10 protein-coding genes are annotated in these 13,518 nt (G+C 62.4%); 7 read left to right on the top strand and 3 right to left on the bottom strand.

Features of this window, described 5'->3' with window-relative positions:
- Window positions 1-249: 249 nt before the first annotated feature.
- The 3 genes from HX873_RS20720 to HX873_RS20710 form a co-directional block, all read right to left on the bottom strand.
- Window positions 250-1,092, bottom strand: coding sequence for a CmcJ/NvfI family oxidoreductase (locus tag HX873_RS20720; RefSeq protein ID WP_177123120.1), 843 nt, complete (start codon window positions 1,090-1,092; stop codon window positions 250-252).
- 28 nt (window positions 1,093-1,120) lie between these two features.
- Entirely contained in the window at window positions 1,121-1,861 is a 741-nt protein-coding gene (locus HX873_RS20715; protein WP_008431768.1) for an SDR family NAD(P)-dependent oxidoreductase, read from the bottom strand.
- Between the two features lie 92 nt (window positions 1,862-1,953).
- Window positions 1,954-4,104: a TonB-dependent receptor gene (locus HX873_RS20710; protein ID WP_008431769.1), complete on the bottom strand. Its 2,151-nt coding sequence runs from the start codon at window positions 4,102-4,104 to the stop codon at window positions 1,954-1,956.
- A 433-nt stretch (window positions 4,105-4,537) separates the two neighbouring features.
- Between HX873_RS20710 and HX873_RS20705 the strand changes: the two genes are divergently transcribed.
- From HX873_RS20705 to HX873_RS20675, 7 genes are read left to right on the top strand one after another with little or no spacing between them, the layout of a single operon-like run.
- Complete coding sequence (locus tag HX873_RS20705) at window positions 4,538-6,241, top strand: ABC transporter substrate-binding protein (RefSeq protein ID WP_177123119.1); 1,704 nt, start codon at window positions 4,538-4,540, stop codon at window positions 6,239-6,241.
- Window positions 6,238-7,170 (top strand): ABC transporter permease, encoded by a 933-nt coding sequence (locus HX873_RS20700; protein ID WP_008431773.1) that lies wholly within the window; start codon window positions 6,238-6,240, stop codon window positions 7,168-7,170. Before HX873_RS20705 ends, HX873_RS20700 begins: the two co-directional genes overlap by 4 nt.
- Window positions 7,171-7,193: 23 nt before the next feature.
- Window positions 7,194-8,447, top strand: coding sequence for an acyl-CoA dehydrogenase family protein (locus HX873_RS20695; RefSeq protein WP_102368594.1), 1,254 nt, complete (start codon window positions 7,194-7,196; stop codon window positions 8,445-8,447).
- 32 nt (window positions 8,448-8,479) lie between these two features.
- Entirely contained in the window at window positions 8,480-9,532 is a 1,053-nt protein-coding gene (locus HX873_RS20690) for an NADP(H)-dependent aldo-keto reductase (RefSeq protein ID WP_087694258.1), read from the top strand.
- A gap of 15 nt (window positions 9,533-9,547) precedes the next feature.
- Window positions 9,548-10,411, top strand: coding sequence for an ABC transporter permease (locus HX873_RS20685; protein WP_003219920.1), 864 nt, complete (start codon window positions 9,548-9,550; stop codon window positions 10,409-10,411).
- Window positions 10,408-12,066: an ABC transporter ATP-binding protein gene (locus HX873_RS20680; protein WP_177123118.1), complete on the top strand. Its 1,659-nt coding sequence runs from the start codon at window positions 10,408-10,410 to the stop codon at window positions 12,064-12,066. Before HX873_RS20685 ends, HX873_RS20680 begins: the two co-directional genes overlap by 4 nt.
- A gap of 37 nt (window positions 12,067-12,103) precedes the next feature.
- A complete protein-coding gene (locus HX873_RS20675) occupies window positions 12,104-13,504 on the top strand; it encodes an LLM class flavin-dependent oxidoreductase (RefSeq protein WP_008431781.1) in 1,401 nt (466 codons plus the stop codon).
- Window positions 13,505-13,518: the final 14 nt, after the last annotated feature.

Here is a 13,518-nt window from a genome sequence, read left to right as displayed (position 1 = left end):
TCCAAAAAAATACCCCCACATTTACCCCCACAGAAACGTCAGCTACCGATGGATTTCGTTGGATGGTGCTGGACGTGGTGGCGTTCTGGAGCCCTTTTAGATAATAGCGTGGCGGATTATTTTTGGGTATTTAGCGATCCGCTGAAATTCGCCAATAACTAGCATGGGGTGCTAGGGGTCGAGTGTTCGAATCACTCCGTCCCGACCATATAATTTAAAAAGGCCGCGAGATTTATCTCGCGGCCTTTTTTATTTCCCTGCATTCCCAAAAAACACCAACGCCCGCACCTCGATACTCCTCCTTGGCGGTGCATCCACCGGCGTAGTCGGGTCATCAAACGCCGTATGTGCGCTGCGCCTTGCAACATCGCTACGCGAGTCATGGATCTTCAACAGCAGCACTTCATCCGGCCGCAACTGCGGGTAGTAATACCAGCGATGTGCGGGATTGGCCTTGACCGAAAAAGTCTCGCCAACCTTGTCCCGATACACCAGGTCGCTGGGCAGCAAGTCGCTCTCGGCCATGCTTTGCGCATCGCACAGGGCGAGTGGGGTGCTCAGGACCGGCGCACCAATCGGCCGCCAGACGTTAATAATCGCAAACCGTTCCAGCAGCCGCTGTTCAGCCTCATCCGCAGGCAAATGATCACGTACCCTGCGAATTGCCGAGCGCTCGGTCTGGTCGTTATGCACGTACCGCACCGGCTCACGCAGCCCGCGGTCCTCGCGTCCAGGCTCGTCCACCCGGATGGTGTGGTCGAAGATCACCACTTTCACCGCACCGGTCTGTTGCTTGAGCAAGGCTTCGGTTTCCGGATAGTAGTGTTCACGGACCTGATCATCGTTTTCCAGGTCAGGCACCGAGCTGGTGTGGTCGATCCTTTCGAAACCGTTGCGATCCAGACAAGCCGGTTCGTCGAGCAACCGGGCGTTGTGAATACTCACTTGGGTGGGGTCCAGCACGCCGTTGCGCTTGGGTGTGCCGTCTGGCTGCGGGAAGGTGTAGTTCACCGGTCGCTCGCCGGTGTCCAACAGGTAGTTGAGTTCGCCGATGACCGATGGCGGGGCGAGATGAGTCTGATGAGTTCCCATGAACAATCCTCCAGGCGTGAGGCGGTTTTCAGAAGGGTTCCTTGAAGGGCCGCAGGTCCAGTTCCTGGGTCCAGGCGCTGCGCGGTTGGGTGTGCAGGTACCAATAGGCGTCGGCGATGTCTTCGAGTTTCAGCGCACCGTCTTCCCCCAGTCGCGCCAGGTAATCCGGGGCCCGGCTTTGCACGCGCTCACCGTCGATGGCGCCATCGATGACCACATGGGCGACGTGCACGTTTTGTGGCCCGAACTCGCGGGCAAATGACTGGCTCAGTGAGCGCAAGCCCGCCTTCGCGGCAGCAAAGGCGGCGAACGGTGGCTTGCCTCGCAATGAAGCGGTAGCCCCGGTGAACAACAGGCTGCCGCCACCACTGGCGAGCAGCAAGCGGGTGGCCTCGCGGGCAAACAGGAAGCCACCCAGGGTCGATGCCCGCCAGGTCTGCTCGAACAACTGCGCGCTCAACTCCAGGGTCGGCGCTGCGACGGAGTTGCCGACATTGAAGATCGCGGCCTTGAGGGGGCCCAACTGGCTGATCTGCTGGCTGGCGGCGATCACCTCGGACTCGATTCCCGAGTCCGCCACGATAGCCACCGCCTCCCCGCCGAGCGCACGGATGCCCTCGACCACAGCCTGCAACTTGTCCGGGCTCCTGCCGCTGACAGCCACCTGCAAACCCTCCCGCGCGAAGCGTCGCGCCAGCGCCGCTCCCAGGCCGGCCACGGCACCCACACCGGCAATCCACACCACAGGCTCGGATCGAGACTCAGACATTAGCCACTTCCTCAATGAGATACGTGGCTAACAATTTACCCATCGCCGGGCGTGAGGAATAAGAACATCGACAGCTAAGGTTATGCGCTGACTCAATAGCGCATTTCCACCGCCACATAAGCCCCAATCCCATCCCCTGGATACAACGAAGCCGTATCCTGCCCCTTCGCGTCATACAACGGCTGCACCGCCGTCACGTATTTCTGATTGGTCAGGTTCTTCAAATCCAGCGACACCTTCCAGTCCTTGCTCGGCGTTTCATACCCCACGTTCGCCCCGAAGATCGTGTAGGAGGGCGCATAGAAGCTGTTCGCATAATCCACCGCCGTACGCGAAGCCGATTGCACGTTCACCCCGGTATAGAATCCCGCCGGGTGCTGATACTGCACTTCGCCCTGATAGATATGCTTCGGAATCCCCGGCAGTTGGTTGTCGCCGAAGGTCGGGTCGTGCCGGTAGTAGAAGTCGTTATAGGTATACACCTGGCGCAGGGTGATTTTTTCACCCGAGGTGTTTTCCCACAGGCGTGTATTCAAGCCGGCCTCGATCCCTTGGTGGATCGTCGGCGTGGCGTTGAATGCACCGGTGACCGCAGCAGCCGTGGAGGTGGCCGGGATGATCTGCACGTTGAGCAATTCATTTTTCACCCACGAGCGGTAGAGCGCCAGGCTGCCGTCGAAGATGCCCGATGAACCCTTGATCCCGACTTCCACGGTATTGGCTTTCTGTTCCACCAGCGGCCGTACGTACGGCGTGGTCGGCCCGGAGCCGGAGTATTCCCAGGACGCCGGTGGATCGACGGAGCGGCTGACGTTGGCAAACACTTGCAGTTGTGGGTTGAACTCGTAACGCACGCCCACTCGCGGTGCCAGGCTCCAGTTGTCGTAGGTCACATCGCTCGGGTAGGTGGTGGTGTTGGCCACCAGGGCTTCCTTGACGTCGGCATGGCGGCGCACGTTGATCGCCGAGACGCCACTGGTCAGCCACAGGCCGTCTACCAGTTCCAGGTCGTTGCCCACGGAGAACACGTGATCGAACGAGGAGCTGTAGTCGACGAACTTGCGCGTCTGTTTGTTGGCGAAGGTGGAGTCGACCTGGCCCTTGAGGTGCTCGGTGGAGGTGAAGGCCAGGCTGGAGCGGCTTTCGTGGCCGAACAGGGTGTCGCGGCGGTCGTAGTTGATCACCGCGCTCAGGTCATGCCAGTCCCAGTAGCTGGGGTTGCTCGGGCTGTTCGGGCTGTTGTTGTGGGCGTACTGGTAGTAGACGAAACCCACCGACAGGGTGGCGTCGTCCTCAAAGGTGTAGGTGGTCTTGCTGCCCAGCCATACGCTGCCGGGGCGACGGCTGCCGGCGCCGCTGCTTTCGGCGGTGGCACTGGCGCGGTCGGAGTGGTGCTTGACCGCATCCAGGGTGGTGGCGCTCGGGTCGTTGTGGAACTCGTCGCGGTAACGCAGCATCACCCGGGTTTCGAGTTGCGGGCTGAAGCGGTAGCCAAAGTTGGCCACCACGCCCTGGCTCTTCGACAGGCTGTAGTCGCGGTAGCCGTCGCTGCGGTAGTTGTCGGCATTCAGGTAGTAATCGAACGCACCCTCGACGCCGCCGACGCTCAGGCTTTGCTTGTTGTAGCCGTAGCTCCCGGTTTCCGCTCGCACCCGCAGCCCGGGTGCGGTGTAACCGGTCTGGTTGACGAAGTTGATGGCGCCGCCAAGGCTCAGTGCGCCGTACTGGAAGGCGTTGGCACCCCGCAGGATCTCGGTGTAGTTCACCCCCGAGCCGTTGAGGAATTCGTAGGGTGTGCCGCCCGGGCCGGTGATCGGCAGGCCGTCGAACAGGAACTTGATGCCCTCACGGAAATACCCCGGCGAGGTGTTGGCGCCCGAGCCACGGATGGAGATCTTGGCCGCGTCGTTGCCGCCGGTGGACTGCACGAACACGCCCGGCTGATAGGCGAGGGTGTCCTGCAAGGTGGCGGTGCGTCCCTTGGCCACTTGTTCGCTGTCGACCACGCTGGTGCCGCCTGGCACTTCGGACAGCTGACTTTTGGCTGCCTCAACGGGCGTGATTTTTTGTGCCTCTACTGTCACCGTCTTTAGCCGTGTTCCGGTCGTCGGTGTGACCTCATCATCTGCCTGCACACTGGCGGAAAAAACCAGGGCTGAGCCCAGCCCCACCATCGCCAGCCAAGTTGCTTGCCGCACGGCAAGTGTCAACTTTTGCAACTCTCCCCGAAAGATTGGATCCATTAAGCGTGTTCCTTGTGAATAGATAAAAGAGCCCCAGCTTTCTATTCGAATAGTCATGCCTGTTTCGCTCTGAGCAGTTTCTATGCCAAGACTATTGGCCAAGGAATACGGGCGCTTAGTTAAGGTTAAGTGTTCTGCGGGATACTTTGTTTTGAATCGGTGTTTGATTCTCAACAGTCAACTTTAATGGCTGGGATTGCTGCAGCTGTCGCGAACGCAACAGTTGATAAGCAGTGTGTAAGGCTACCAACAATTCCGGGGTGTATAACGGGTATAACCATATAAGTGTTTGGCAGTGTTCGCCCCGTTTTACAAGGGTTTTGCGCTGGTTTTGTGGTCAATATGGCGTTTCTTGAAGACTGGCATGCTCACTGCATTACACCCCGTAATTGCAAACTTTCAGTGTTCATCGAGTTCCTCTAAGGAAGTGTCATTGACAACCATCCTGAAACTTTCGGCGGTTATTTCACTGTGCCTGGCAGTCAATGCCTGCTCACCGGCTGCGGCACCGAAACATGAAACGTCTGCGGCTGATGGCACGGTCACCAACGGTGTAGTGACTTATTCGGCGACGGACTTTCATGAGTCGTCACCGGGGCGCAGTGGCGGAACTTTGCGCGTCTCAGCCGCCTCCGACGCCGGCAGTTTCGATGTTCACGCACTGTCTAACGGCAACATCCAGTGGATGGGCCGGATTCTCTTCGATTGCCTGGTGTACCAGGACGAGCAGGGCAATATCAGCCCGTGGCTGGCCCGCTCCTGGGACATCTCCGACGACGGCAAGACCTACACCTTTCACCTGCGCGACGACGTGACCTTCAGCGACGGCGAGAAATTCAATGCCCAGGCGCTGCAAACCAACCTGGACCACATGCGCGACCCGGCGACCAAGTCCCCACTGGCCGCGGCCTATATCGCGCCGTACCTGGATGGCAAGGTCATCGACGACTACACCTTCGAAGCCCATTTGCGCGAACCCTATACGCCGTTCCTGGATGTGCTGGCGCAGTCCTGGCTGAGCATGATCTCGCCCAGGCAGATTCGCGAGGCGCCGAAGACCATCGCCGAGCACCCCATCGGCAGCGGGCCGTTTACGTTGCAGAGCTACACCCGTGACCAGGGCGCGGTGTTCATCAAGCGCCCCGGCTATAACTGGGCGCCACCGGTGACGCGCCACGCGGGCGAGGCCTACCTGGACCGTATCGAGCTGAGCTACGTCCCCGAAGCCATGATCCGCTTCACGGCGCTAGAGTCCGGCCAGTCGGATTTCGCGCTTGATGCACCGGCCCAGAATGCCGCCGCCATCCGTGCCAACCCGAACCTGGTGATGCGCAGCCGGATCCGCAAAGGCAACCCGAGCCGCAGCATGACCTTCAACGTCGAGCAGCCACCGTTCGACGATGTACGGGTGCGTCGCGCAGTGGCCAAGGCCATTGACCGCGAAGGGTTGGCGTGGATTTCCGGCTTCGGCGAATACATCGCCAAGGCGGATTTCCTGGCGGCCAACACCCGGTTTTATCAACCCAACAACGACGCCCTGGCCTACGACGTGAAAGCCGCCAATGCGCTGCTGGACGAGGCCGGCTGGACCGGGCGCGATGCCCAGGGCTATCGAACCAAGGACGGGCAGCGCCTGAATGCAACGATGCTGTCCTATGACAACCCGGCGTTTCCCGCCAGCGTTTCGGTGGCCATCCAGGCCGACCTGAAAAAAGTCGGCTTCGAGATGCCCATCGAAATGCTGCCGCTGACCCGCGTGACCGAGAAACGCTACGCCGGGAAGTTCCAGGCGCTGGCGGGCGGTTACTGGCACACCAACACACCCGATGGCCTGTTCGTGCTCTATCACAGCCAGGCCATCAGCACCGACAAGATCATCGGCCAGAACGTCGGGCGCTTCCGTGATGCCGAACTGGATCGCGTGCTCAGCGCCGCCCGCCAATCCCGCGACCCGGTGCAATTGCAGGCGCTCTATGGCGAGGCGCAAAAGCGCCTGACCGAAACCGTCCCGGCGGTGCCTTCGGTGGAAAGCCAGGTGCTCACCGCGTATGGCCGGCAGGTCCAGGGGGTGATTTTCGATACCTCCCACAACGTACCGTTCTTCACCAGCATCTGGCTGGACCGGGGGCAACCATGAGCCTGTTCAAATCCATCGCCTGGCGCCTGCTGGCGGGCATTGGCGTGCTGTGGGGCGCGGCGACGCTGACGTTCCTCGCGGTCAATTTCAGTGGCGGTGACACGGCGCTGGCAATCCTCGGCGGGCCGGATTCGATGCCCACCCCGGAGCTGCTGGCCCGGGTGCGTGCCGAGTACGGCCTGGACCAACCCCTCATCGTGCAATACGGCAATTACCTGGTGCGCCTGGCCCATGGCGACCTGGGCGAGTCCTATCGCTTGCGCATCCCGGTGCAGCAGGCGATTGCCGAGCAGATCGGTGCAACCATTCAACTGTCCCTGAGCGCGGCGTTGCTGGCGGTGGTATTGGCCCTGGTGTGCGCGATCCTCACCGCCAATCGTTCGCGTTGGGTGCGTTCAGCCGTTTCAGGCAGCGAGCTGGTGCTGTCTTCAGCACCTTCGTTTGTGATCGGGATGCTGTTGTTGCTGGTGTTTTCGTTTCATTGGCACTGGTTGCCGCCCTCCGGTTCCGTTGGCTGGCGCTCATTGATCCTGCCCTCGATCGCGCTGGCGTTGCCGGTGGCGGCAGTGCTGACCCAGCTGCTGCGCCAGTCCCTGGAAGACACCCTCGAACAACCCTTTATTGCCATGGCCCGTGCCCGTGGCTTGTCCGAAACCGCTGTGCGCCTGCGTCATGCCTTGCGCCATGCGCTGGTGCCGTTGGTGACCCTGGCCGGGTTCGTGTTCGCCAGCCTGCTGGGCGGCGCGGTGGTGGTGGAATTGCTGTTTGCACGCCAGGGCATCGGGCGCTTGATGCTCGATGCCACCAGCAACAAAGACGTGCCGGTGGTGCTGGGCGTGACCTTGCTGGCCGCCACCGTCTATGTGCTGGTGAACCTGGCCGTCGATTTGATCAACCGCTGGATTGACCCTCGGGCCAACCAAGCGTGAGTGCCTTTGAAGAAGGAAAAACCATGAGTGCTTCGATCCCCGCTGAAGTGAGTTATGCCGACTTGCACCAGCGTTTCGCTGACGTATTTGCCCGGATAGCCGACACCGCCGTCGCCCGCGAGCAGCAACGCGAGCTGGCCCATGACGCGGTGGCATGGCTGCGCGAGGCCGGCTTTGGCGCACTGCGTGTGCCGCAGGCCTTGGGCGGCCTGGGTGCAAGCCTGCCGCAGCTGTTTCGCCTGTTGATTGAACTGGGAGAGGCCGATTCAAACTTGCCGCAGATCGTGCGCGCGCATTTCGGTTTCGTCGAAGGCCGGCTTTCCAGTCGCGACAGCGCTTCCCAGGATTACTGGTTCGCCAAAGTCGTCGACGGCGAGTTGTGGGGCGCCGCCATGGCCGAGCGCACCGACACCACCCGCAACTCGGTGACCCTCAGCGCGGTCGATTCCGGCTGGCAGCTGAACGGTGAAAAGTACTACTGCACCGGCACGCTGTACGCCAACTGGATCGCGGCCGTGGCCCTGGATGGCGAAGATTTTGTCAGCCTGGCGGTACGCACCGACGCGCCGGGTGTCACCGTCGAAGATGACTGGGACGGCTTTGGCCAGCGACTCACCGGCAGCGGCACTACCCGCTTCAAGGCGGTGAACGTACCGGAGCAGCACATTGTGCGGCGCTTCAAGAAAGACGAACTGCGCGCCGAGTCCTACCTGAGCGCTTTCTACCAGCTGTTCCACCTGGCGACCCTGGCCGGCATCGCCAACGCCGTGCTGCGTGACGCCACCGAATTTGTCAAGGGCCGCACCCGCGCGTTTGGTGTGCCGGGGCAATCGAGCCCCAAGGATGACCCGCTGGTGCAGCGCGTGATCGGCCGCTTGTCGAGCCTGGCCTATGCCGCACGCACCCAGGTGCTGGCCGTCGCCGAGGTGCTGCAGGACGTGCACGAAGCGGAGCAGGGCGGGCACGCAACCGAACAGCATTACACCGAGGCCGAGATTCGCGCTTTTCAGGCGCAACAGATCGTGCTGGAACAGGTACTGGAAGCCACCACGCTGCTGTTCGAAGTCGGCGGCGCCTCCGCCACCAGCGAGTCGCGTCGCTTCGACCGGCATTGGCGCAACGCGCGAACCCTGGCCTCCCACAACCCGGCGATCTTTCGCGAACGGGCACTGGGCAACTACTACCTCAATGACGTCACCCCGAACGCCGCCTGGCGCAGCCTGCAAGCCGCCGACGCCGAGCAGCAGGCCGCCCGCGACGAAGCGAGTGCGGTATGAGCCATCAACCCTTGAAGAAAAAAGGATCACCCATGCGTTACCGCCAACTGGGCAACAGCGACATCCAAGTCAGCGTGCTGGGCCTCGGCACCATGACCTGGGGCCACCAGAACACCGAAAACGATGCCCATCAACAGATCGACCTGGCACTGGCCGAAGGTATCAATTTCATCGACACCGCCGAGATGTACCCCACGCCGACCAAGGCCGAAACCTGGCGCACCACCGAGCGTTACATCGGCAGCTGGCTGGCGGCCAGTGGTCGACGTGACGAGGTGATCCTGGCCAGCAAAATCGCCGGCCCGGCCCGTGACCCCAGCAGCCAGCAGCACATCCGCGACGGCCTCAGCCGCCACGACCGGCGCAACATTGTCGAAGCCCTGGACGGCAGCCTCAAACGCCTGAACACCGACTACCTCGACCTTTACCAACTGCACTGGCCCGACCGCACCACCAACATCTTCGGCCAGCGCGAATACCCGTATCAGGCAGACACCCAGAGCGTCGCCATCGAGGAAACCCTGGCGGTGCTGGCCGATCAGGTCAAGGCCGGGAAGGTGCGCCACATCGGGGTTTCCAATGAAACCCCCTGGGGCGTCGCCGAGTTTCTCAAGCAAAGCGAACGCCTCGGCCTGCCGCGCATTGCCAGTGTGCAAAACCCCTACAGCCTGCTTAACCGCCTGTACGAAGGCGGCCTCTCGGAGTTCACCCATCGCGAAGGCGTCGGGCTGCTGGCGTACTCGCCTCTGGCCTTCGGTGCACTCACCGGCAAGTACCTCGGCGGCGCACGGCCCGAGGGCTCGCGGCTGTCGGCGGTGTACCGCACTTTCAATCGCTACGACAGTGCCTCGGCCCAGGAGGCCATCACCGGCTACGTGGAGATTGCCCGGCAACATGGCCTCACCCCGGCCCAACTGGCCCTGGCCTTCATCATCGACAAACCCTTCGTCACCAGCGCACTGACCGGGCAAACCAGCCTGGCGCAATTGCGCGACAACCTCGGCGCGCTGGACGTGACTCTTGGCGATGAGATCAAGGCGCAGATCCAGGCCATCCACCAGCGCATTCCCAACCCCGCGCCCTAGCACCAGGAGCCTGGCATGACGCAAACCATTGAAACGTTGATCGGCAATCGCCCGTTGCGTCTTGTCGGGTTTACCCAACTGCGGCCGGGTCTGTTGCTCGCCGGGGTATTTGTCGGGCTGTTGCTGTTGGCCGCCGTTGTTCCGCAATGGCTGGCCCCGTATGACCCGCTGGAGGCGTCGGCGCGCATGGCGTTCCAGGCGCCGAGCAATGTGCATTGGCTGGGCACTGATGAGAACGGGCGCGATGTGCTCAGCCGATTGATTTATGGCGTGCGTTCGTCGCTGTTCATGGGCCTCGCCGCCACTGCGCTGGGACTGGCCTGGGGCACCTTGCTCGGCTTGATCGCAGGCCTTGGGCCGCGCTGGTTGGACGGCGCCTTGATGCGCGGGATCGACGTGTTGCTGTCGTTTCCCGACCTGTTGCTGGCGCTGGTGATCATCACGTTTTTCGGCCAGGGCACGGCCAATCTGATTCTCGCGATAGGCATTGCCGGTGTGCCGCGTTATGCGCGCCTGGTGCGGGCGCAAACCCTCAGCGTACGCAATGCCGGCTACGTCGAATCCGCCGTCACCCTCGGCCAATCGCAGCTGGCGGTGGTGCTGCGGCACATCCTGCCGAATGCGTTCAAGCCCGTGTTGATCCTCGCCACCATCGGCATCGGCGGCGCGATCACTGCCGGTGCCGCCTTGAGTTTCCTCGGCTTCGGCGCACCGCCGCCTGCGCCGGAGTGGGGCGGGATGATGTCCATCGGGCGCAGCTTCCTGGCCAATGCGCCGTGGCTGGTGGCCTGGCCCGCCCTGATCATCACCCTGACCGTTGTTTCCATCAGTGCCATCGGCCGCGAACTCTTGCGCCGCAGCGAAGGAAAGCCTCTATGACGATGAACATCCATACCCTCGGCCCGTTGGTCGATATCCGCGACCTCACAGTACGTTTCGGCCAGGCCGAGCCAGTGTTGCACGGTGTCAGTCTGCAGTTGAGCCGGGGTGAATGCCTGGCGCTGGTGGGGGAGTCGGGGTCCGGCAAAAGCGTCACCGCCCGCACCCTGGCTGGCCTCACCGGCAAGGACGCCCATGTCCAGGCTGCCAAGCTGGCCTTCCAGGGCGTCGACCTGCGCCAGCTCAACGAGCGGGCCTGGCAGCAACTGCGCGGCGCGAGCATCGGCTTTGTGATGCAGGACGCGTTGGGCGCGCTGGACCCGCTGCGCCGCGTCGGTGCCGAGATCGAAGAACCGTTGTACCTGCACACCGCATTGGGCCTGGAAGCGCGCCGCCTGCGGGTGCTGGAACTGCTGCGGGATGTCGGTGTGCCGGAACCGGAACTGCGCGCCAGCCAATACCCCTGGCAACTTTCCGGCGGCTTGCGCCAGCGGGCGCTGATCGCCTCGGCGATTGCCTGCAATCCGCGGCTGATCATTGCCGATGAACCCACCACGGCACTGGATGCCACGGTGCAGGCCCAGGTCATCGCCCTGCTGGAGAGCCTGCGCGGTGAAGACAATGCACTGCTGATGGTCAGCCACGACCTGTCGGTGGTCTCGCGCCTGGCCGATCGCGTGGCCGTGATGCGCCACGGGGTGATCGTGGAGGAGGGCAGCACCGAACAGGTCCTGCAAGACCCGCGTCATCCGTATACCCAACTGCTGCTGCGGGCCGCCAAGGCCGTGCACTTCCAGCCCACACGCCGACTGCTCACGGCGGTGGAGCCCGAGCCGGCGCCCCAGGGCGAAATACTGCTTGAAGCACGCGATCTGTCCAAAACCTTTGTCGGCCCCGACGGCAAAACCCGCACGGTGCTGAACCAGGTGTCGCTACAGCTGCGTCGCGGCGAGACGCTGGGGGTGGTGGGCGAATCGGGTTGCGGCAAGACCACCTTGACCCGGCTGATACTCGGCCTGGAAACCGCCGATGCCGGCGAGGTGTGGATCAAGGGCCAGCGCTGGTCCGACCTCGACGCCAGGCAAAAACGCGAAGCCCGGCGTGCGGTGCAAGTGGTGTTCCAGGACCCGCTCAGCTCCTTCGACCCACGCTACACCGTGCAGCGTGTGCTGTTCGAAGCGCTGGTGGTGGCTGGCGTACCGCGTCATGCCCGGCGCGACCGTGCCCTGGAACTGCTGGAACTGGTACGCCTTGATGCCAGCGCCTTGTCGCGCCGGCCGATCGAACTTTCCGGTGGCCAGCGCCAGCGCATCGCGATTGCCCGAGCGTTGGCGTCCGAGCCGCAGATCCTGATCTGCGATGAACCGGTGTCGGCGCTCGACGTGTCGGTACAGGCACAGATTCTCGAACTGCTCGACGACCTCAAGCGCCGCCTCGGCCTGGCCTGCCTGTTCATTTCCCATGACCTCGGCGTGATCAACCACGTCAGCGAGCGTGTGCTGGTGATGAAGGCCGGTGAAGTGGTGGAGTCCGGCTCGGTACGCGCGGTGTTCGACCGTCCGGCCCATGCCTATACCCGCGCGCTGATCGATGCGATCCCGACCCTTGAAACCGACTACACGCCGATCCCGTTCTACCTGAATGTCGCGATCTGACGTATTGGAAAACGTATCTACGAAAGGAGTGCTCCTGGTGCCAAAGCAACTGCACGTGAATTTGTTTGAGATGAACTGCGTCAGCCACATCGTCCATGGTTTGTGGGTGCACCCGGACAACAACCGGCACCGTTTCAACGACCTGGACTATTGGACCGAGCTGGCGCAGCTGCTGGAATACGGCACCTTTGACGGCGTGTTCCTGGCCGATGTGATTGGCACCTATGACCGCTTTCGCGACGGCCCCGAGACCTCGCTGCGTGAGGGCATGCAGATTCCCAGCAACGACCCGCTGCTGGTGATTCCGGCGATGGCCGGGGTGACCAAGAACCTGGGTTTCGGCGCGACCTTTTCCACCACCTACGAACCGCCGTTCGCGTTTGCGCGGCGCATGAGTACCCTCGATCACCTGACCAAGGGGCGGGTGGGCTGGAACATCGTCACCTCGTATTTGCCGAATGCGGCGCGCAACTTCGGGCACGACACTGAGGTGGTTCACGATCACCGCTACGAGATCGCCGATGAATACCTCGACGTGCTGTACAAGCTTTGGGAAGGCTCCTGGGACGATGACGCGGTGATTGTCGACCGTGAGCGTCGGATCTACACCGATCCGGACAAGGTGCGCTATATCAACCACGTGGGGGAACACTTCAAGGTTGCCGGCCCACACTTGTGCCAGCCTTCGCGGCAGCGTACGCCGGTATTGTTTCAGGCTACGGGGTCACCGGCCGGGATCGAGTTTGCCGGGCGGCATGCCGAAGTGGTGTTTACCGGTGGTAATGATGCGCCGGCGGTGCGGGCGAATATCCAGGCGATGCGGCAGAAGGCGGTTGAGCATGATCGCGATCCGGCGGGGTTGAAGTTTATTGTGATGGCGGGGGTGATCGTTGGACGGACGGATGAGGAGGTGAGTGCCAAGCTCGACAGTTATCGCAAGTTGGTGAGTGTCGAGGCGTCGCTGGCTCACGGGCAGTCGGCGATTGATTTGACGGCGTATCCGCGGGATACGTTGATCAGTGATCTGGTGAGTCGGCAGGTCAAGGGGTGGGAGAGTTTGAGCCGGTACAAGGCGGACTCCACTGTTGGGGCGGTATTGGCGCAGCTGGGTGGGTTTAATCGCGAGCGGTTTTTTGTCGCGGGTACGCCGACGGTGGTGGCGGACGCGATTGAGAAATGGCTGGATGAGGATGGGATCGACGGGATTAACCTGAGGCAGTATTTGTCGTTTGAGACGGCGCGGGACTTTATTGAGTTGGTGGTGCCGGAGTTGCGTCGTCGGGGGCGGTTTCGTGAGCGGTACAACGAGGGGGAGACGTTGCGGGAGCGGTTGTTTGGGGCTGGGCGGGCGCGGTTGCCGGGGGACCACTTTGGGGCGCGTTATCGGGATCCGGCGGCGTTGCTGAAGCCGGCGTTGCCATTGCGGTTTCCGGCGTGAGGTTTGTGTACATA

Source organism: Pseudomonas sp. P7758 (assembly GCF_013386485.1).
In the GTDB taxonomy this organism is placed as follows: Bacteria; Pseudomonadota; Gammaproteobacteria; order Pseudomonadales; family Pseudomonadaceae; genus Aquipseudomonas.
Note: the sequence above shows the minus strand (reverse complement) of the source record. Positions and strands in the feature narration are given on the sequence as shown.